The sequence below is a fragment of the Rhizobium sophoriradicis genome (assembly GCF_025200795.1).
Classification (GTDB): Bacteria; Pseudomonadota; Alphaproteobacteria; order Rhizobiales; family Rhizobiaceae; genus Rhizobium; species Rhizobium sophoriradicis.
This window is the reverse complement of record NZ_CP104152.1, coordinates 4,010,205-4,031,302: the sequence shown is the minus strand read 5'-3', so window position 1 is coordinate 4,031,302 and position 21,098 is coordinate 4,010,205. Positions and strand designations below refer to the sequence as shown.

Here is a 21,098-nt window from a genome sequence, read left to right as displayed (position 1 = left end):
CTTGATGTCAGGCCGCTTCGCCGGCAAGCCAGGTGACGGTAACAGTCAGCGCATCGGTGAGATGGACGAGATCGGCGCGCGCGCCCGGCGAGAGATGGCCGCGATCGGCAAGTCTGAGGAAGCGGGCGGGATAGAGGGTCGCCATGCGCAACGCCTCGGCGAGCGTCAGATCGAGATAGGTGACGCCATAACGGATCGTCGAGATCATGTCGACGTCGGAACCGGCGAGCGTGCCATCGGACAGCACCAGCTTCGAGCAGAAGCCGCCCCTTTCACGCCGGACGGTGCGCCCGTTCAGCGTGAATGAATCCTTCTCAGATCCGACGAGCGACATCGCATCGGTGACGAAGAACAGTTTGCCTTCGCCCCGCTTGGCGCGCAACGCGGTGCGCAAGGCCTTCGGATCGACGTGATGACCGTCGGCAATGATGCCGCACCAAGTGGAGGGATGATCGATCGCCGCGCCGACGAGGCCGGGGGCGCGATGTCCCATCTGGCTCATCGCGTTGAAGAGATGCGTGACGCCGCGCGCTCCGGCATCGAAACGTTCCGCCGCCGCCTCGCTCGAACAATCGGAATGGCCGATGCTGACGGTGACGCCGGCTTCGGCCAGTTCACGCACCTGGGCGACCGTCACCTGTTCGGCGGCAATAGTGACGAGCAGCGTGCCGATCGCCTCACGCGCACGGATGAAGGCCTTGACGTCGCGATCCTCCACCGGCCGCATCAATTCGGCCAGATGCGCGCCCTTGCGCGCCGGCGCCAGATGCGGGCCTTCGAGATGCAAACCGGCGACGCCGCGGTTCCCTCTGACAGCCTCGATCGCGGCCTCGATCGCGGCAATGGAGGCCTCTGCCGTATCCGTGATCAGCGTCGGCAGCAGCGACGTCGTGCCATAGGGCCGATGCCCCTGTGCGATGATCTCCATCGAGGCGACTGATGGTTCGTCGTTCAGCATCCGCCCGCCGCCGCCGTTGACCTGCGCATCGATGAAGCCGGCCGAAAGCACGCCGCCGGCAAGCGTCACCGTCTCGGCGTCCGGCAGATCGTTTCCAGCGGCGATCGCTTCGACCCGGCCGTCGGCAACGATCAGCGCCTTGTCGTCATGAAAGCGCTCGCCGTCGAAGATACGGGCGCCGATGAAGATCTTGCGGGCCATCAGACCGTCTCCGTCACCTTGAGCAGGTTTGCCGGCTTGTCCGGATCGAAGCCCTTGCGGCGTGTTACCGACTCGATCAGCCGGTAATAGACGAGCAGCGACACCAGCGGATCGACGAGACCGTTGCCCGTCGTCGGCACCCGCAGATTGAGGCCAGAGAGCGGCTGCGTGGAGAAACTGACGGTGGTGGCGCCGAGTTTCTGCAGGCGCTCCAGCGCCTGGCCGTTATTGGCGAAGGCCGCGTCGTCGGGCGCAAAGGCGACGATCGGGAAACCCGGCTGCACCAGGCGCATCGGACCGTGCATCAGTTCCGCCAGCGAGAAAGCTTCTGCATGCAGGCCGGCGGTTTCCTTGGCCTTCAAAGCCGCTTCGAGCGCGATCGCGAAGGCCGGGCCGCGGCCGGCCGTATAGAGCGAGGTCGCGTTGAAGAGCACCTCTTCGGCTGCCGCCGTATCGATCCCGGCGGTGGCCGAAAGCGCCTCCGGCAGCTTGACGAGCGCTGTCTGCAGGTCGAACGCGCCGCCGATCGCAGCCGTGACGCCGGCAAGAGCGGCAACGGAAGCGATGAAGGACTTCGTTGCCGCAACGCTCCTTTCGGCGCCGGCATTAAGGCCGAGAACGATATCGGCCTGTTTTGCGAGCGGGCTGTCGGTGACGTTGACGACGGCGATCGTCGTCGCCCCGCCCTTCTTGGCCGCCTCTTGCAGCGCCACGATATCGGGGCTGGCACCCGATTGCGAGACAGTGAAATGCACGCCGCCCTTCAGATGGAGCGCGGCGCCGTAGACGGAAGCGATCGACGGACCGACCGAGGCGACCGGAACGCCGCAGGTGATCTCGAAGAGATATTTGAAGAAGGTGGCGGCGTGATCCGAAGAGCCGCGCGCCGCCGTCGTCACCACGCTCGGGCGGGCGGACGAAAACAGCCGGGCGATCTCGGCAAAGATGGGCTTTTCCTTTTCGAGAAGTGTGGCCACCACCTCCGGCGACTGGCCGGCTTCCTGCAGCATCAGCGACTGGTTCTCACTCATAGGTTATCTCCGATTCTCAATTCGGCAACGAAATCATAGGCATCGCCGCGATAATGCGAGCGGGTGTATTCGACGACGCGCTGGTCTTCCAGGCGCGAGACACGTTCGATCAGAAGCGCCGGCGCGCCAGCCTTGACGTTCAGGATCGCGGCGGAGGACGGGTCGAGGGTGACCGCGGTCAGCCGCTGCAGCGCCCGCACCGGCCTGTGGCCGTTGGCCGCCAGCGCGTCGTAAAGCGATCCTTCGCCGCCGGCATCGTCGCCCAGGAACTTGATCGGCACCACGGCGCGCTCAATCGCCAGCGGCAGGCCGTCGGCTAGACGCAGGCGGTCGAGCCGCAGAACCGGCTCGTCGCCACCGAGGCCGAGCAGGAAGGATTCCTCCGGCGACGGCGTGTTGACCGACCGCGACAAGATTCGTGCGGCCGGCAGCCGCCCGCGCGAGCGCATGTCGGCGGAGAAGGAGGAAAGCCGCCAGAGCGACTGTTCCATGCGCTCCACTCTGCTCGATACGAAAGTACCGCTTCCGTGGCGCGATTCCAGTACGCCCGACGCCATCAGGTCGCGATAGGCGGTGCGCACGGTGACGCGCCCGAGCTTCAAGGCCTCGGCAAGGTCGCGCTCGCCCGGAAGCGCGGTGCCGGGCTTCAGCAGGCCTTCCTGCACAAGGCCGGTCAGGGCCTGCGCCAGCCGCTTGTAGAGCGGCCCGGTCAGGCCCGCGTCACGCAGACCGCGGCTATTCAGTTCCCCTATCAGACTGGTTCTATCCATGGGCAGGCAATAGAACCTATTTAGAACCAATCGGCAAGACGCAATCGGATGCCAATAGAAAAAACCCTCCCCGGCGAGTGTCCGGAGAGGGTTTCATAGCGCTCAAATTTGACAGGCGTTCGTCCGGCGGACGCTCAGCTCTTGGTAAAGATATAATCCGTCTCCTGGCGCAGCACTTCGCCGGGGCGCAGCACCGCATTCGGGAAACCTTGGTGATTGATGGCATCCGGCCAGACCTGCGTTTCCAGGCAGAAGCCGGCGAAGGGGCCGTATTTGCGCCCACCGAGGCCGGGCGCCCCGGTATTCAGCTTGAAACCGGCATAGAACTGCACGCCCGGCTCGGTGCTGCGCACTTCAAGCGACACACCGGAATAAAGGCTGCGGGCGAGCGCGACGCTGCGCTTGGCGGTGCGTTCGGCTGACAGGCAGAAGTTATGGTCGTACAGCACCTGTTCGCTGCCGGCGAAACGCTTCATCGGCGTCATTTCGCGCAGGTCGAATTCCGTGCCGGCAACGGAACGGATCTCGCCGGTCGGCACCTGCCTCTCATCGGTCGGCAGATAATGATCGGCGGCGATCATGATGTCGTGGCCCAGCGCATCCTCGCGGCCGTCGAGATTGAAATAGGCGTGCTGGCAGACATTGGCGAGCGTCGGCTGATCGCTGGTCGATTCGTAGGTCACCGACAGTTCGCCGTTGCCGTGCACCCAGAAGGTTGCCTGGATGGTGCAATTGCCGGGATAGCCGGCGCGGCCATCGGGATCGACGATTTTCAGCACCACGCGGTCGACGGCATGCTCGACGATCGTCCAGTTGCGTTTGGCGATATTGTCGCTGCCACCATGCAGATGCGTGACGCCGTTTTCGTTCGGCTCGAGCTGATAGGCCTTGCCGTCGAGGGTGAATTTGCCGCCGCCGATCCGGTTGGCGCAGCGGCCGGGTGTGGCGCCAAAATAGGCGGAATAGAGCGGATAGCTGTCGAATTCCTCAAACCCGAGCGAGAGCGGCGCGTCATGTCCCTCAAGACGCAGATCCTGGATGACCGCGCCCCAGCTGATGATTTTGGCCGTGAGCCCGCCGCCCTTGATGACCACACGATAGACGGTTTCCCCCGCCTTCGTCTGCCCGAAAACTTCCCGCTCCAACTTCTCCGACATGATCGACATCCGTTCCGTTCTATCCTTGGGGTTCAGGACCGGAACCTGCCCGCATTTGCTTCAATCCGCAACCGGTCGGATCAGAAAGAAATGCCGCGGCATCCGCTCATCCGCTCAGAGATCCATGCCGATCTCTTCGACGTCATAGGGCGTCGTCTGGTAGATTTCGTTGATCCAGTTGCCGAACAGGAGATGGGCGTGGCTGCGCCAGCGGTTCTGCGGCGCAAGCGCCGGGTCGTTATGCGGGAAGTAATTGTGCGGCATCTTGATCGGCACGCCGGCCTCGACATCACGGAAATACTCGTCAGAGAGCGAGGTGGAATCATATTCGACATGATTGAACATGTAGAGCCGCCGGCCCCTTTTCTCATGCACGAGGCAGACGCCCATCTCGCTCGATTCCATCAGGATTTCCAGGCTTTCGGATTTCTCGATGTCGGCGCGCCGCACCTCCGTCCAGCGCGACACCGGCACTTCGAAATTATCGGAAAAGCCGTTGAGATAGATCGAGGAAGGCTTCAGGTTCCGGTGGCGGTAGACACCGAAGGCCTTCTCCTTCAGTTCGTATTTCGGAACGCCGTGGAAATGATAGATCGCCGCCATCGCGCCCCAGCAGACGTTCATCGTCGAATGGACGTTGGTTTCCGTCCAGTCGAGGATCTCCTGCATCTCTTTCCAATAGGTGACGTCCTCATACGGCAGAAGCTCGATCGGCGCCCCGGTGATGATGAAACCGTCGAACTTGCGCTGCTTTACCTCTTCCCAGGTCTGGTAGAAGGCAAGCAGGTGATCTTCGGAGGTGTTCTTCGCCTTGTGCCCGCCGATGCGGATCAGCGACAGCTCCACCTGCAGCGGCGAGGCGCCGACCAGGCGGGCCATCTGCAGTTCGGTCTTGATCTTGTTCGGCATGAGATTGAGCAGCCCGATCTGCAATGGGCGAATATCCTGACGGATCGCCACCGTCTCGGTCATTACCCGTACACCCTCCTGGACGAGGGTTTCGAAAGCGGGCAGCGTATCGGGGATCTTGATGGGCATTGCGGTCACTCGATCAAAATAAAAAACCGGCGGCGACAAAAAATCGCTACCGGTCCGCACGCGGCCCTTTAGCGACTTTTTTAACGTGGCTGCAAGCCGGCCGGCCAAATCACCACGGAATGCCTTAATTAGTCGCTGTTGAGCGACGAATCAACTGCCGAATGCATGCGGCGGCGACTCAGGCAAGCCTCATCACAGTTTAATGACTGATAGAATCTGTTGATAGACCGATAACGCCAGCATGTTAATAATGACAGCATGGGCGGTGTTGGAAAAGCGTGATGGCAGATAAGACCAAGGGGAGGCCGGGGATCCGGAGGCAGGATGGAGTAGGGTATGATTTCAGCCTGACATATCGCCTCGGGGTGATGTTCTCTGCATTCTGGAATTCTGAAGTGCGTGGCAAGGTGCTGTTTCTGGCAACCGTGCTGATCCTTGTCATCCTGGCGACGGCCTATGGCCAGGTCATTCTCAATGAATGGAACGCTCCCTTCTACGATTCGCTCGAGCGCCGCGATCTCGGCGAATTCTTCCATCAGCTTGAAATCTTCGCAATGATCGCCGGCACGCTGCTGCTGCTCAATGTGTTGCAGGCCTGGCTGAACCAGATGACCGCGCTTTATATGCGAGAAGGCCTATCGCGCGATCTTGTCGACCAGTGGCTGAAGCGCAAGCGGGCGCTGCGGCTCGCCTCCAGCGGTCTGATCGGCGTGAACCCGGATCAGCGTCTGCATGAGGATTCCCGCAACCTTGCCGAAAGCACGACGGGGCTCGTTCTCGGCCTGCTGCAGTCGACCATTCTTCTCGTCAGCTTCATCGGCGTGCTGTGGCAGCTTTCGAGCGGCTTCATCTTCCACATCAGCGGCCACAGCTTCTCCATTCCCGGTTACATGGTCTGGGCGGCGATTTTCTATGCCGCTTCCGCCTCGGTGCTGAGCCAAGTCGTCGGCCGCAAGCTGGTCAAGCTCAATGCCGACCGCTTTTCGAAGGAGGCCGAGCTTCGTTTCACGCTGATGCATGCCAATGAGAACATGCCGGCGATCACCGTCGCCCGCGGCGAGGAGAACGAGCGCCGGCGCATCAACACCGACATCAGCTCGGTGCTGCGGGTCGTCAGGCGGCTCGCCATGGCCAATACCAATCTCACCTGGGTTTCGGCCGGCTACGGCTGGCTGGTGATCGTCATCCCGATCATCGTCGCGGCACCCGCCTATTTCTCCGGCGGCCTGACCCTCGGCCAGCTGATGATGTCGGTCGGCGCCTTCAACCAGGTCAATACGGCGCTGCGCTGGTACGTCGCCAATTTCGGCCCGATCGCCGAATGGCGCGCTACACTGATGCGCGTCACCGATTTTCGCCAGGCGCTGCTCGACATGGACGAGGACTACGACCCGAAGGACAGTATTGCCTATGAGAACACCGCGCCCGACACACTGACGCTGAAGGATGTAGTGATCAACGCCAAGATCGGCGAAGACATCGAGGAATGCGGCGGCTTTCGCCTGCGCGAAACCGATGTCTTGGTCAAGGCCGGCGAGAAAATCATGATCAACGGCGATCACAGCGTCAACCGCAAGCTGCTGTTTCAGGCCATGGCCGGCCTCTGGCCATGCGGCAGCGGCACGATGGGGCTGCCGCCGGTCGACGACATGCTGTTCGTGCCCCAGATCGCCTATGTTCCGGGCGGCACCCTGCGCGAAGCCCTGGCTTTCCCCGAACGCGCCGATGCCTACGAGAAGGCGGCCGTCGAGGCCGCCCTCGAAAGAGCCGGCCTGCATTCGCTGATCGCAAGGCTCGATACTCGCGCCCGCTGGGACAAGCTGCTCGACAGCGACGAACAGAAAGCGATCGGCTTCGCCCGCCTGCTGCTGGTGCGCCCGCGCTGGATTATCTTCGACGAAGTGCTGGAAGGCATGGAGCCGGAGTGGCAGGCAACGATGGCAAAGCTGCTGACCTCCATGCCCGAAACCGCGATGATCTATATCGGCCGCTCCGAAGCCTATCTTGAGGCGCTGCAGCCGCGCGTCCTGCATCTGCAGGCGCTGCCTTCAAAATCCGAAGAGCCGCAGCCGCAGGTCGCCCAGCCGGGCGCCAGGGCCAGTGCGGGCGCCGCCGCCATCCCCGCCGACATCCCCTCCCCGGCGCTTTAGGTCGCCTTGGCCGGACCGCTGGTTACAACGAGCGGTTGATTTGTGAAAGTCAGCCCTCCAGCTCCTCTCGCAGCATTTCGAGCTCCAGCCACTCCTCTTCCATGGCAATCAGGCCGGCGCGCAGTTTCTCCATCTCGGCCGCAAGCCGGTTGAAGGCAGCCGGATCGCGCGTGAAGAGATTGGGATCGGCCATGACGAGCTCGCGCTTGGCGATCTCGGCTTCCGCTTTCGACATCTCCTTCGGCAGGTTTTCCAGTGCGAATTTCTGCTTGAAGGAGAGCTTGCCCTTCGCGCCTGCGGCGGCAGGCACCGTCTCCTGCACCTTCGGCTTCTCCGCTGCCTTTTCGGCCTTCTTGCGCTCCTCGAGCGCGCCCTTGCGCTGGGCAAGCATATCCGAATAGCCGCCGGCATATTCGATCCAGCGGCCATCAGGCGCATCCGGCACGGCGGGTGCGATCGTCGAGGTCACGGTGCGGTCGAGGAAATCGCGGTCATGACTGACGAGAATGACGGTGCCGGGGAAGCCGGCGACGATTTCCTGCAGGAGGTCGAGCGTCTCGATGTCGAGATCGTTTGTGGGTTCGTCGAGGATCAGCAGATTTGCCGGGCGCGACAGTATGCGGGCCAGCATCAGCCGGGCGCGCTCACCGCCGGAGAGACTCCTGATCGGCGTCCGCGCCTGTTCCGGCTGAAACAGGAACTCCTTCATGTAGCCGGTGACGTGCCGCTGCTCGCCGTTGACGATCAGGTTTTCGCCACGCCCATCCGTCAGGTAGTTTGCAAGCGTATCCTCCGGATCGAGATCCTCGCGCTTCTGGTCGAGTGTGGCAATCTCCAGATTGGTGCCGAGTTTTATCGTGCCGCTATCCGGAGAGAGCTGCCCCGTCAGCATTTTCAACAGCGTCGTCTTGCCGGCGCCGTTCGGGCCGACCAAGCCGATGCAATCGCCGCGATGCACGCGGATGGAGAAGGGCGCAACGATGGCGCGCTCGCCGAAACTCTTGGTGATCTTATCGGCCTCGATCACCAGCTTGCCGGATTCCTGCGCGTCTGCAGCCGTCGCCTGCACCGTGCCTTGCGGTCCCTTATGGCCGCGATACTGCGAACGCATCGTCTGCAACTCGCCGAGCCGGCGCATATTGCGCTTGCGCCGCGCCGTCACGCCGTAGCGCAGCCAATGCTCCTCGCGCTCGATCGCCTTGCCGAGCTTGTGCTGCTCCTGCTCCTCGGCCTCGAGCACCTGGTCGCGCCAGGCCTCGAAATGCGCAAACCCCCTGTCGAGCCGGCGCGAGGTGCCGCGGTCGAGCCAGACGGTCGCGGTCGAAACTTTTTCGAGGAAACGCCGGTCGTGTGAGATCAGCACCAGGGCGCTGCGGCTCTTCTGCAATTCGCCTTCCAGCCATTCGATCGTCGGCAGATCAAGATGGTTCGTCGGCTCGTCAAGCAGGAGAATGTCAGGTTCCGGCGCCAGCACGCGCGCCAGGGCTGCCCGGCGCGATTCGCCGCCGGAGAGGGTTTTCGGGTCTTCCTCGCCGGTCAGCCCGAGATGCGACAGCAGATAGGTAACGCGATAAGGGTCGTCACCCGGGCCGAGCCCGGCTTCCGCATAGGCCTGCACCGTCTTGAATTCCGCAAAATCCGGCGCCTGTTCGAGATAACGCACCGTCGAAGAGGGATGGCGGAAGAGCTCGCCGGACTGCGCCTCGACCAGGCCGGCGGCAATCTTCAGGAGCGTCGATTTTCCCGAGCCGTTGCGGCCGACCAGACAGATCTTGTCGCCGGGCTCGACCTGCAGCGAAGCACCCGCCAGAAGCGGCGCGCCACCGAAGCTCAAAAAGATGTCGTCGAGTTTCAGAATGGGAGGGGCCAAAAATCAGACTCCGGAAAGATCATAAGGTCGGGCAAGCACGATCGCCCGGCCGCTGCTGAGCGAAAAACGAACCTTGCCTTCCGCCACGTTGGAAATGGTGCGCGACGAGCCGAAAGGCAGATGGAAATCTGTCAGCGGATAACGCGCATTCTCAATCGAAAGGCCGGTCAGCGGGCCGAATCCGGGCACGGAAAACAGGCTGCCTTTGGGGAGATCGAGTTCGATCGTGCCGGCAATCAGCGGCACCGCCTCCTCCTTGCCCGAGGTCAGCAGCATGTCGAAACCCTCTTCCGCCAGGCTGACGGCCGACAACAGGTGCTGAAGGGCATGATCGGAGCGTTCACCGCCGAGCGCGCCGGCGAGGATCAGCCGCCGTGCACCGCGGGCGATCGCTTCCGATACCGCGATCTCGCCGTCCGTTGCCGCTTTTGCCGCCGGGTAGGGCTGTCTCGGCACATTGGGAAACGCCCCGTCGAGATCGGCCGGCGTCGAATCGAAATCGCCGACCCAGAGCTCCGGTGTCACGCCGAGTGCGGCCGCGTGCCGCATGCCGCCATCGGCTGCGATGAAGCGGCTGCCGCCGATGGCACGGCGGAGGCGCTCCGTCAGGCTGAGTTCGCCGCCGAGCAGAATGGTGAAGTTGGATTGGCTCATGGGCATTGCCCTTAGCGCAAACGGGGGGGCGAGGGGAAGGGCCGAAGGATCGGCGGATCACCTCAACCCGGCGTATCCTTGTCACGCGACAGGAAGATCGCCTCGTAGCCGCCGATAAAACGATCGAACAGCGTCGCGAAACGTTCGACATCCTCTTCAGGCCAGTCGGAGACGATCTGAGAGATGATTGCGAATTTCTGCGCACGGATCTCCGCAAGCAGGGCCTCGCCCGCCGCCGTCATGACGACAACGATCCGCCGCGCATCGGCTTGCGACGCCTCGCGGCGCAGCACGTTGCGTCCGACCATGTCGGCGACCACCCTGCTTGCCCGTGAGGGATCGATGCGCAGCATCTCCGCGATCAGGCCGACCGTGACCTCGCCGGCAGGCTGCGCCCTGCGCACAGCATCGAGCACATCGAGATGCGAAAGCTCGAGGCCCGGTGCGGCGCTTTGGATGGCCAACCGGCCGATCAGCCGCCGCCCTGTCAGCAGCCGCATGCGCGCCATGCTCCGGCCGATGAGAGGCACGTTGTCGTCGTCTGGCTCGGCCGGGCTGTTGGACAGGATGCTGGTCAGAGTTTCATTCATGACGACACCATAACAGAGCGGCAGCGGAAACTGAATATGTCGAGGTCAATAATGTGCTATTGACAAATATATGCTAACAGCACATAAAAAGCCGACCAATCGGAACGACGCATCCATGGACATGCAACTCGCGCCTGCGCCGCTGGTGACGGACCCTCGTCGCCGGCTTATCCTCTTCTTCTTCCTGATGACCGCCATGTTCATGGCGACGCTGGATAATCAGATCGTCTCCACGGCGCTGCCGACAATCGTCGGCGAATTCGGCCATCTCGAACGTTTCGGCTGGATCGGCTCGGCCTATCTTCTAGCGCTCAGCGCCGTCATGCCGCTCTATGGCAAGCTCGGCGATCTCTTCGGCCGCAAATATGTAATGATGACCGCGATCGCAATCTTCACCGTCGGCTCGGCGGTCTGCGGCCTCGCCGTCTCGATGGACACGCTGATCGCTGCCCGCGTGCTGCAGGGCCTCGGCGGTGGCGGCATCATGGTATCGATCTTCGCCGTTAACGCCGATCTGTTCGAGCCGCGCGAGCGGGCGCGCTATCAAAGCTATTCCAGCCTCGTGCTGATGGCGTCGGGCGCGATCGGTCCGGTGCTCGGCGGCACGATGAGCGATCTCTTCGGCTGGCGCTCGATCTTCCTCGTCAACGTGCCGATCGGCTTCATCGCGCTGACCGGCTTGGCCTTCATGCTGCCCTACCGCAAACCGCATCGCCGTCCCAAGATCGATTATGCCGGCGCGCTGCTGCTTGCGCTGACGACCACGAGCGTCGTGCTCGCTACCGATAGCAGCGAATTGTTCGGCGCATTGGTTTCGCCCGAGAGTATCGGCGTCGTCGCCTTCGGCATCGTTTGCGCCGTCGCCTGGGTTTTGGTCGAACGTCGCGCACCCGAGCCGATCGTGCCGCTGCAGCTCTTCCGCAATTCGACCTTCAGCCTGCTGCTGATCATCTCGATCACGGGCGGCGCCATCGCCATCGGCATGGTCAATTACTTCGCTCTCTTCCTGCAGACGACGACGGGTCTTTCGCCCTCCGCCGCCGGCCTTTTCTTTATCCTCCTCACAGGCGGCCTCGTCTGCGGATCGCTGTCGGCAGGCCGCATCATCTCCAGGACGGGACGTTACAAACCTTTCGCCATCGCAAGTCTCACCTGCAGCGCCGTCGCCTTCGCGCTGATGTCGCAGATCCAGGCCGGAACGCCGATCGCCTTCATCGGCGCGATCATGCTGCTGCACGGAATCGGCATCGGCCTTGCCCAGCAGGTTCCCGTTATCGGCGTGCAGAATGCCGCGCCCGCCCGCGACGTCGGCGCCGCAACCGGTTCGGTGACCCTATCGCGCATGGGTGGCGCTTCGATCGCCATTTCCATCTACGGCGCCGTCATCGCCTCCGGTCTCGGCAAGGCCGGCGTTCCCATTGCCGGTGTTGCCGATATCGAACAGCTGACGCCGAAGATGATGGCCGCTCTTCCCGAAGCGAGCCGCCAGGCTGTCGCCGATCTCTATGCCGCCGCCTTCTCGCCGCTGTTCATGACCTCCTGCGCCATTGCCCTGATCGGCCTTGCCGCCGCCGTGATGTTGAAGCCCGTGCAGCTGCCGCGCGCCGGCGAGATGAAGCAGCCGCAACCGGCCACGGCGGAAGCGGCGGAATAGCCGATCGCAAAATGGAAGTCGCCACATCGGGCGATCTCTCCTCAGAATCACTATCGGTAGTTGCAAGTTTCGCGTGCTGCGGCTGTTTCCGCCGTGATTGCCTCAATCACCCCGTTCTTTTTTCGCGCCGCCGGCATATCTGCCCCTTGTGACGGAACTTTCGCCATAATTTCATCCGAGCGAAGGAGGCCTCGACGACTGAGGCATTGCCAAAATGCAACGGCGCCACATTTAAACAGAGTCTCGCTATGCAACCGATGCGGAAATCAGTTACAGCAACGACTTGTATCGGCCTAGCGTGCAGCGCGAGATCAGGGGTGCGCACCTGTTAAGTTCCCCTTGCCAAGGCCGGTCCCGATCTGCGGCAAACCGGCAAAGCAGCGACATGATGCGGAGAACCAGACTGGACAGCTTGACGACGTGGAAATCGCCCGCGCTTTCCAGTGATGCCATCTGCGCGCCGCGCCGTTTCGTGCGTCGCCTGATGCTGCTTTCAGCCATCGCAATGGCGCTGAACGGGTGTCAATCGCTGATCGAACAATCCTATCAGCCGAGCATCTCGCCGTCTTCCAATCCGCAGATCGTTGACGAGGTGCAGAAGAACGACCCGCGTGCGGCGATGGGCGCCCGCGAACATCCGCGCATCGTGGCAAGCTATGGCGGCGAATATAAGGATGCCAAGACCGAGCGTCTCGTCGCCCGGATCGCCGGCGCGCTGACGGCGGTGTCGGAAAATCCGAGCCAGTCCTACCGCATCACCATCCTGAACTCGCCTGCTATCAACGCCTTTGCGCTGCCGGGCGGTTACCTCTACGTCACCCGCGGCCTGCTCGCCCTTGCCAACGATGCTTCGGAGGTCGCCGCCGTGCTGTCACACGAAATGGGCCACGTGACGGCCAACCACGGCATCGAGCGGCAGAAGCGCGAAGAGGCGGAGGTCATCGCCAGCCGCGTCGTCGCTGAGGTGCTCTCCAGCGACATCGCCGGCAAACAGGCGCTGGCCCGCGGCAAGCTGCGGCTCGCCGCCTTTTCGCGCCAGCAGGAACTGCAGGCCGATGTCATCGGTGTGCGCATGCTCGGCGAAGCCGGCTACGATCCATATGCCGCCGCCCGATTCCTCGATTCCATGGCGGCGTACAGCCGCTTCATGTCGGTCGACCCGGAGGCCGACCAGAGCCTCGACTTTCTCTCGAGCCACCCGAATTCCGCCCAGCGTATCGAGCTTGCCCGCACTCATGCGCGGGCCTTTGGCCAGGAGGGTTCCGTTGGCGATAAGGGCCGCGATTATTATCTCGACGGCATAGACGGCCTGCTGTACGGCGACAGCCCGGAAGAAGGCTATGTGCGCGGCCAGACTTTCCTGCATGGCGGCCTCGGCATCCGTTTCGACGTGCCACCTGAATTTCACATCGACAACAAGGTCGAGGCGGTGATGGCGACCGGCCCGAACGACATCGCCGTCCGCTTCGATGGCGTCGCCGACAACCAGAACCAGAGCCTCACCAATTATATCTCCAGCGGCTGGGTGACCGGTCTCGACCCGTCGACCATCCAGCAGATCACCATCAACGGCATGGAGGCTGCCACCGCGCGCGCCAGCGCCGACCGCTGGGATTTCGATGTCACCGTGATCCGCAACAATACGCAGATCTTCCGTTTCCTCACCGCCGTGCCGAAAGGCAGCGACGCCCTGGAGCCGACGGCCAATGTTCTGCGGGCGAGTTTCCGGCGCATGACGCCGGCGGAAACGGCCTCGCTGAAGCCGCTGCGTATCCGTGTCGTCACGGTGCGGCCGGGCGAGAACATCTCGACGCTCTCTGCCCGCATGATGGGCACCGACCGCAAGCTCGATCTGTTCAAGCTCATCAATGCCCTGCCCATGGGCGCGGCCGTTTCACCCGGCGATCGCGTCAAGATCATTGCCGAGTAAAAAAAGCCCGGCTTGCGCCGGGCCAGTCTGTGCTGCTGGAGGGAATGAGGTTTGCGGCGCGCGTCTTTTCAGACGCGCAAAGGATGCTGTATGCAGCCGGTCTATGCGTAGGCCGCCATATGCGGGTCGGCGCTCACCAGCGCGGTACGAAGTTTTTCCATCGCCCGGCTTTCGATCTGGCGCACACGCTCCTTGGAAATGCCGAGATCGGCACCGAGCTCTTCGAGCGTGGCGCCGTCTTCGGCCAGACGCCGGGCGCTGATGATCTTCATTTCGCGTTCGTTGAGATGTTTCAACGCCGAGGCGAGCCAGACGCGGCGGCGCTCGCCGTCGATCATGTTGGAAACCTGTTCGTCGGGCAGCGGATCGTCGCTGACGAGAAAATCCATCTTTTCCGCGCTCTCAGCATCGCCGGAGACGGAAGGCGCCTGCAGCGAAGCGTCGTTGCCGGAAAGCCTGGCATCCATAGTCTGAACGTCGGCAAGGCTGACGCCCAGCGCCGCGGCAATTTCCTGATGGATGGATTGGAGCGTCAGTTGTGTGTCGCCCTTGGCGAGTTTGGCGCGCAGGCGACGCAGATTGAAGAACAGCGCCTTCTGCGCTGAACTCGTGCCGCCGCGCACGATCGACCAGTTGCGCAGGATATAATCTTGGATCGACGCCCGGATCCACCAGCTCGCATAGGTCGAGAAGCGCACATCGCGTTCCGGTTCGAAACGCGCGGCCGCCTCCAGCAAGCCGACATAGCCCTCCTGTACGAGGTCGCTCATCGGCAGACCGAAATTGCGGAATTTGCCGGCCATGGAGATCACTAGGCGCATATGCGCCATCGCGATCTGGTTGCGCGCCCCGCGATCGTCATGATCCTTCCAGCGGGTGGCGAGATCGTGCTCTTCCTGGCGGGCGAGATAGGGGGCAGCCATCGCGATTTTGATCATGCGCCGATCTGCAGACATGTTCTTCATTTCGATCTCCCGAAACAGGCCTTCGCCCTCAAAATGAACAAAACAACTCACCTTCCGGAACATCGCTGTCCCGACTGAATGGGGTTCCGAATGCATGAAGGCCTCACCCCTGGACTTTTCAGGGGGAAGCCCTAATTTTCATCATGGGCCGCTAAGACGGCTGGGTTGGACCTGTTTTTTCATGTTGCCGAACGGGCAATATTGAAAAGGCATGATCCGCTCCTCACCGAACATTTGACGGAATGGCAGTTCGCCCGACGAGCCACGCTCGACGAGCAGTCCGCAATTACGTTTGATAAACGCGGCAGTCTGGAAAAAGTTCCAATAAAAAAACCCGGCACGAAGGCCGGGTTTTTTGATAAAGAAAACAAGGTCGCCTTATGCGGCTTCGTCCTGCGAATCGTCTTCTTCGATGGCCTTGCCGCGCTTCGGGCCCTTGTTGAGGTTGGTCTCGACAAGGCGGACGGCCTCGGTTTCCGACATCTTGTTGACGGCGGCGATTTCGCGCGCCATGCGGTCGAGCGCAGCCTCGTAGAGCTGGCGCTCGGAATAGGACTGCTCAGGCTGGTTTTCCGCACGATAAAGATCACGCACGACTTCAGCGATGGAAATCAGATCGCCGGAATTGATCTTGGCATCATATTCCTGCGCACGCCGGGACCACATGGTGCGCTTGACGCGCGCCTTGCCCTGCACAACCTTCAATGCACGATCGACGAAATCCGTTTCCGAAAGCTTACGCATGCCAATGCTCATCGCCTTCGCGACCGGAACCTTCAGGCGCATCTTGTCCTTCTCGAAATCGATAACGAAAAGTTCGAGCTTCATGCCGGCAACTTCTTGCTCTTCGATAGCGGTGATGGTACCGACGCCATGTGCGGGGTAGACGATCGATTCACCGGTCTTGAAGCCGTGACGTGCTGTAGAAGGCTTTTTCTGCTGAGTCGTCATTCTATTCAAAAACTCCCTGTTACGCTTCCGGCGGCGGCCGGAGCCGGGTCAGTCAGGCCCGGGTGAGACGGTCGTATCCGTCGGGTGACTTCACTCTGGTCCCATCAGGCAAAAGCAAAGACTTCTTGCGCGCGATCTTGGGACCCGGCGCTCAAAGCGTTGATATGTCACGGAAACCGCGTACGGATTGGTTTTGCTTTCGTGATGGTTTTGGGCATGCGTTATGCCACAAATGGAACAGTAGGCGAAACCTATCATAAAAATATGAGGAAATCAATAATTTGCTTCGCCTGAGTCATGCGGGCAACACACATCACCCATATCAGACACGCAGGATATAAAACGTTTCATCGCGTAAACGCCCGAATCCGGCGGTCGAGGCGGGCAGCCGTGTTAATCGCCGGAACCGGGTTTTTCGGAGAAATATTTCTCGAACTTTCCGGTCTGGCCATCCATCTCCTTGGCCTCCGGCAGCGGGTCCTTCTTGACCGTGATATTCGGCCAGATGGTGGCATATTCGGTGTTGATCTTCAGCCACTTGTCGAGGCCCGGCTCGGTATCCGGCTTGATCGCCTCGGCGGGACATTCGGGCTCGCAGACGCCGCAATCGATGCATTCGTCGGGATGGATGACGAGGAAATTCTCGCCTTCATAGAAGCAGTCGACGGGGCAGACTTCCACGCAGTCGGTGTATTTGCACTTGATGCAATTGTCGGTCACGACATAGGTCATGAAGAACTCCAGGATTTCCATGCGGATGGGGCCGGGCAACCTGGAACGTCGCGCCTATCCCCGTGCCGGACGAAGCGTGGACAGGCTTGGGAGGCAAGCACGCTTCCGGCAGGTTGTCAGTGACGTATCGGCTTTATCGCCGGAATTCAAGGATAAACGATCTGCAAAAGCCGCCGCCGCAGACAGAGTTTTCTAATCCTCGTCCGACATCAGCCTGTCGATCGCGCGTCTTTCCTTTTTGGTCGGACGGCCGGTCCCGGTCGCTCGGATCGCCTGCTCGTAGGGGGTGAGGCGTTTTGTCTCATCCGGCGGCGGCGATTGGTCATCATAGAGCAGGCGGGCCTCCTCGTAGGGGCCCCGCCGCTCGCCGGCGAGACGCACGATCAGCACGACGTCACGCCGTTCCAGCGTCAACTCAATGCGGTCGCCCGGCTTGACCATCTGACTCGGCTGGCTGCAGCGCTCGCCGTTGATGCGCACGTGCCCCGACTGGACATGGCTCTGCGCCAGCGAACGCGACTTCACCATGCGCGTGAAGAACAGCCACTTGTCGATGCGCTGGCGCGAACCGCTTACCGGCTGTGTCTCCCCGCCCATGACTACTTCTTCATCTGTTCCTTGAGAGCGGCGAGCTTGGCGAAGGGCGAATCCGGATCGATCGGCTTCTCCTTGCGTGGCGGCTTGGCCTCGAAGCGCAGCGGCTGTGCGCCGCGATTGTTGTTGCGATCGTTCCGGTCATTGCGTTCGCCGCGATCCTTGCGATCACCACGGTCCTGCCGGTCGCCGCGCGGCTGGTCCTTGCGCTCGCCGCCCCTGGCCTGCTGCGGCCGGCCATCGCGACCGCCGTCCTTGCCACGGTTGTTGCGGTTGTTGTCGCGTCCGTCGCCGCCGCGATTGCCCTCGCCGCCTTCGCCGCCGGGGCGGCGATTGCGCTCGCCGCGATCCTGGTTCTGGCCTCGATCGTGGCCCTGGCCACCGCGGCGTTCGCCATGGCCGCCACGCGCCTGGCGATGATTATCGTTGCGGCCACCGAGGCGCCACAGAAGAACCGGCTTCGGTTCCGCCGGTTCGCCGGTCTCCCCGGAATCAGCGGCTGTTTCCCCGGCGGCCGGAACCTCTGCCGAGGCTTCGGTCGCGGGGTTGCTTTGAAGTGCCTCTGCCGCGGGGGCGTCGGTTGCGGCCGACTCGGCTGGGGATGGCTCGGAAACAGCCTCGTCTGCCGCCGCGTCGGCGTCGTCGTGATCGGCCTTTTCCACCGTTTCTTCCGCAGATGCCTCCACGGAGGCTGCGGGCGCCGAAGCGGCGTCCTGCGCGGCAAGATGAGCCGACGCCTCTTCCGCCTTCACGGCATCGGCGCGATAGCCGAGACCCTTGAGGATTTCTTCCATGTCCTCGAGCGTCGCGCCAAGGATTGACAGCATCGCCGTCGTCGTCGTGAAGCGGCGGCCGTCATAGGCGCCTTCCGGACGATTGTTCTGACCGGGCTTCCATTGCAGCAGCGGACGGATGATATCGGCAAGCCGCTCAAGAATGTCGATGCGCACCGCACGCTTGCCGAGGAAGCGGAAACCGGCGAGCTTGTAGAACATCCGCTCATAGCTCGGATCGGTCACGACGGACGTACGGCCGGCGGCCAACACGGGAATGAGGTCACCGTAACCCGGCTTGTCCAGACCGTCGTTCTTCAACGCCCAGAGCAGCGTGATCAGTTCGGCCGGCGCCGGCTTCAGAAGTGCCGGGACGAAGATGTGATAGGCGCCGAAACGCACGCCGTAGCGGCGCATGGAGGCGCGGGCCTCCTGATCCAGCGACTTCACCTCCTCGGTCACGTCACGACGGAAGAGCACGCCGAGATTTTCGACGAGCTGGAAGGCAAGCCCCTTGGCCAGACCCTGCAGGTCCTCGGCGCGCGACAGATCGTCGAGCGGTTTCAGCACCGTGCTGATATGATGATTGACGAAGCGCTCGATGCGGGCGGCGACGTGATCGCGGGCATTGCCCGTCAACTGCTCGTCGGCCAGCAGGATCACCCGCGGGCGCATGACGTGATCGCTGCCCGAAAGCCGCGCCACCGGATCACCGAGCCAGCGGATCAACCCGTCCGAGCCTATCGCCAGATCACTATTGCCGGCGGCATGCATCCGCGCCGCTCTGGCTTCGAATTCGAGCGCGAGCGCTTTTTGCGACGCAGCCTGAACCGCCTTGGCATCCGGTCCGTCCGTTCCCGCCACCGGCGTGAAACGGAATCCGCTCAACTGCCCTACATGATGTCCTTCAACGAAGACATCGCCATTCACACTGATTTCAGCTTCCAGCATCGCATTCTCTCTCAGGCGCTTCATGAGCACAGATGTCCTGCGATCAACAAAGCGTTTCGTCAACCTTTCATGTAACGCATCGGACAATCGATCTTCGATTTCCCGCGTCTTTTCCTGCCAATGTGTCGGATCGGTCAGCCAGCCGGGCCGATTTGACACATAGGTCCAGGTTCTTATCTGCGCGATTCGCGCCGAAAGCGTGTCAATTTCCCCATCTGTCCGATCGGAGCGATGAACCTGCTCCGCAAGGAATTGCTCATTCACCGTGCCATAGCGGACGAGATCGGAAAAGAGGGTCGCGATCAGATCGGCATGTTGTGCCGGAGTGATACGCCTGTAGTCGGGAAGTGCGCAAGCCTCCCAGAGTTTTTCGACGCGGGCAGGCCGGTCGGCGAGATCGATGACTTCGGGATAGCGCGACAGCTGCTCCAGCGCCTGCTGGTCAACCGCGGGCAGCGCCCGCGTCAGTCCGGCGACGCGCGGCCCCGCTTCGAGGCTGGCGCGCAGCGACTGGATCGAGGAGAAGTCCATCTCGGTCGTGCGCCACTGCAGGACTTTGACATTGTCGAATTCATGGCCTTCGATGCGCTGGACCAGCTCCTCGTCGAAGGGCGAGACCTGGCCGGTGACGCCAAAGGTGCCGTCGCGCACGTGCCGCCCGGCGCGGCCGGCGATCTGGCCGAGTTCACCCGGATTGAGGTTGCGGAACTGGTAGCCGTCGAATTTTCTGTCCTGGGCGAAAGCGACGTGATCGACATCGAGATTGAGGCCCATGCCGATTGCGTCGGTCGCCACCAGATATTCGACGTCGCCCGCCTGATAAAGCGCGACCTGCGCATTGCGAGTGCGCGGGCTGAGCGCGCCCAGCACGACCGCCGCGCCGCCACGCTGCCGGCGGATGAGCTCGGCGATGGCATAGACCTCGTCGGCCGAAAAAGCGACGATGGCGGAGCGCTGCGGCAGCCGGGTGATCTTCTTCTGCCCGGCATAGAAAAGATGCGAAAGCCGCGGCCGCTCGACGATGGTGATACCGGGCAGCAGCTGCTGCAGGATCGGCCGCATCGTTGCCGCGCCGAGCAGCAGCGTTTCCTCGCGGCCGCGAAGGTGCAGGATACGGTCCGTGAAGATATGGCCGCGCTCGAGATCGCCGGCGAGCTGCACCTCGTCGATCGCGACGAAGGCGGCCTTGGTGTCGCGCGGCATCGCTTCGACGGTGCAGACCGAAAAACGTGCATTGGCCGGCGAAATCTTTTCCTCACCGGTGACCAGCGCCACGTTCTGCACACCGACCTTCTCCACCACCCGCGTATAGACCTCGCGCGCCAGCAGCCGCAGCGGCAGGCCGATCACGCCGGTCCCGTGTGCGACCATGCGCTCGATGGCATAGTGGGTCTTGCCGGTATTGGTTGGTCCGAGCATCGCGGTCACACCGCGCCCGCTCAGAATCATCGGCTGCGAAGTCAGAGTCATATTCCATGCAAATGAGGCAGGCGGCCCCAGGAAAACTGTCACCCCTCGACGGAGGCACAGAACACATGGACAGCTGTTGCCGCAAACGCAAGGGCAGATTTTAAAATGCTTCGGCGATTACGACCTTTGCGAGTCATCGGGATCGCCTGCATTTCCGATTCGGAACAGCCTGAGAACGAATCAGCGACGAATCGCTGACTCCCGCTGATTCAGCTTTTGTTCACGGCTAAGTATTGATTTTGAATCACTTTTTCCCACTAAATGCTGAATCACGAGACTCTGCGCTGTTCGCATTTGCTTCGCCTGCCGGCGATCTGCCGCCCCGCTTTTTGCCGCGCGAAATTCCACCCCAATTAATTTCTCGACCAAATCCGGAACGAATCGGAGACGAATCGCCGACCGGACCGCTTTCACCTTTCGTTCACGGCAAGATCCGGTAGCGCCGCCGTCACCCGTCGCTAGATCAGGCAAGCAACAGATCCTCATGTCCGACCGTTCCGGACAGGCGTTAACCTTTCGACGACGAAATTTACACAGCGTTAAGCCAGAACCGCTTGCCGCGATCGGGTCGATCGAAAACGGAACGAATCACCGACGAATCGGCGACATTGCGAGCTTCTCGATTTGTTCACCGCAACATATTGTATGCAAACGACTTT

16 protein-coding genes and 1 riboswitch are annotated in these 21,098 nt (G+C 62.1%); of the genes, 3 read left to right on the top strand and 13 right to left on the bottom strand.

Going from position 1 to position 21,098, the window contains the following annotated elements; translation table 11 throughout:
- Window positions 1–7: 7 nt before the first annotated feature.
- From nagA to metA, 5 genes are all read right to left on the bottom strand, one after another.
- On the bottom strand, window positions 8–1,159 hold the full coding sequence (nagA, locus tag N2597_RS19735) for an N-acetylglucosamine-6-phosphate deacetylase (RefSeq protein WP_009992956.1): 1,152 nt from the start codon (window positions 1,157–1,159) through the stop codon (window positions 8–10).
- On the bottom strand, window positions 1,159–2,190 hold the full coding sequence (locus N2597_RS19730; RefSeq protein WP_183597843.1) for an SIS domain-containing protein: 1,032 nt from the start codon (window positions 2,188–2,190) through the stop codon (window positions 1,159–1,161). Before N2597_RS19730 ends, nagA begins: the two co-directional genes overlap by 1 nt.
- Entirely contained in the window at window positions 2,187–2,960 is a 774-nt protein-coding gene (locus N2597_RS19725) for a GntR family transcriptional regulator (RefSeq protein WP_183597841.1), read from the bottom strand. The genes N2597_RS19730 and N2597_RS19725 overlap by 4 nt, the downstream gene beginning before the upstream one ends.
- A gap of 134 nt (window positions 2,961–3,094) precedes the next feature.
- The gene (locus tag N2597_RS19720; protein ID WP_077992457.1) at window positions 3,095–4,117 is read right to left on the bottom strand and encodes an aldose epimerase family protein; all 1,023 of its coding nucleotides are present in this window, start codon (window positions 4,115–4,117) and stop codon (window positions 3,095–3,097) included.
- A 114-nt stretch (window positions 4,118–4,231) separates the two neighbouring features.
- Complete coding sequence (gene metA, locus N2597_RS19715) at window positions 4,232–5,155, bottom strand: homoserine O-acetyltransferase MetA (protein ID WP_077992325.1); 924 nt, start codon at window positions 5,153–5,155, stop codon at window positions 4,232–4,234.
- Between the two features lie 48 nt (window positions 5,156–5,203).
- Window positions 5,204–5,281, bottom strand: a riboswitch (SAM riboswitch).
- A 155-nt stretch (window positions 5,282–5,436) separates the two neighbouring features.
- On the opposite strand from metA, the gene N2597_RS19710 reads away from it, so the two are divergent.
- Window positions 5,437–7,305 carry an ABC transporter ATP-binding protein/permease gene (locus N2597_RS19710; RefSeq protein WP_077992323.1) on the top strand — a complete coding sequence of 623 codons (1,869 nt, stop codon included), beginning with the start codon at window positions 5,437–5,439 and terminating at the stop codon, window positions 7,303–7,305.
- 49 nt (window positions 7,306–7,354) lie between these two features.
- On the opposite strand, the gene N2597_RS19705 is transcribed toward N2597_RS19710, so the two are convergent.
- From N2597_RS19705 to N2597_RS19695, 3 genes are read right to left on the bottom strand one after another with little or no spacing between them, the layout of a single operon-like run.
- A complete protein-coding gene (locus N2597_RS19705; RefSeq protein WP_077992320.1) occupies window positions 7,355–9,175 on the bottom strand; it encodes an ABC-F family ATP-binding cassette domain-containing protein in 1,821 nt (606 codons plus the stop codon).
- Between the two features lie 3 nt (window positions 9,176–9,178).
- Window positions 9,179–9,835, bottom strand: coding sequence for a thiamine diphosphokinase (locus tag N2597_RS19700; RefSeq protein WP_183597839.1), 657 nt, complete (start codon window positions 9,833–9,835; stop codon window positions 9,179–9,181).
- Window positions 9,836–9,891: 56 nt separating this feature from the next.
- Window positions 9,892–10,419 carry a MarR family winged helix-turn-helix transcriptional regulator gene (locus tag N2597_RS19695; RefSeq protein WP_009988832.1) on the bottom strand — a complete coding sequence of 176 codons (528 nt, stop codon included), beginning with the start codon at window positions 10,417–10,419 and terminating at the stop codon, window positions 9,892–9,894.
- 115 nt (window positions 10,420–10,534) lie between these two features.
- Here N2597_RS19695 and N2597_RS19690 point away from each other — a divergent pair, with 115 nt between their 5' ends.
- Together N2597_RS19690 and N2597_RS19685 are read left to right on the top strand one after the other, a co-directional pair.
- Window positions 10,535–12,073: an MDR family MFS transporter gene (locus N2597_RS19690; RefSeq protein ID WP_183597837.1), complete on the top strand. Its 1,539-nt coding sequence runs from the start codon at window positions 10,535–10,537 to the stop codon at window positions 12,071–12,073.
- A gap of 385 nt (window positions 12,074–12,458) precedes the next feature.
- Window positions 12,459–14,003, top strand: coding sequence for a M48 family metalloprotease (locus tag N2597_RS19685; protein ID WP_038691959.1), 1,545 nt, complete (start codon window positions 12,459–12,461; stop codon window positions 14,001–14,003).
- A 101-nt stretch (window positions 14,004–14,104) separates the two neighbouring features.
- Here the strand turns inward: N2597_RS19685 and N2597_RS19680 are convergent, their stop codons facing one another.
- The 5 genes from N2597_RS19680 to N2597_RS19660 form a co-directional block, all read right to left on the bottom strand.
- On the bottom strand, window positions 14,105–14,968 hold the full coding sequence (locus N2597_RS19680; protein WP_038692797.1) for an RNA polymerase factor sigma-32: 864 nt from the start codon (window positions 14,966–14,968) through the stop codon (window positions 14,105–14,107).
- Between the two features lie 378 nt (window positions 14,969–15,346).
- Window positions 15,347–15,919: a CarD family transcriptional regulator gene (locus N2597_RS19675; protein WP_011427211.1), complete on the bottom strand. Its 573-nt coding sequence runs from the start codon at window positions 15,917–15,919 to the stop codon at window positions 15,347–15,349.
- Between the two features lie 393 nt (window positions 15,920–16,312).
- Complete coding sequence (fdxA, locus tag N2597_RS19670; protein WP_038692796.1) at window positions 16,313–16,651, bottom strand: ferredoxin FdxA; 339 nt, start codon at window positions 16,649–16,651, stop codon at window positions 16,313–16,315.
- A gap of 192 nt (window positions 16,652–16,843) precedes the next feature.
- Entirely contained in the window at window positions 16,844–17,248 is a 405-nt protein-coding gene (locus N2597_RS19665) for an Hsp15 family ribosome-associated heat shock protein (RefSeq protein ID WP_039622800.1), read from the bottom strand.
- Window positions 17,249–17,250: 2 nt separating this feature from the next.
- Window positions 17,251–20,439, bottom strand: a complete 3,189-nt coding sequence (locus N2597_RS19660) for a helicase-related protein (protein WP_183597835.1) — start codon at window positions 20,437–20,439, stop codon at window positions 17,251–17,253.
- Between the last annotated feature and the right edge of the window lie 659 nt (window positions 20,440–21,098).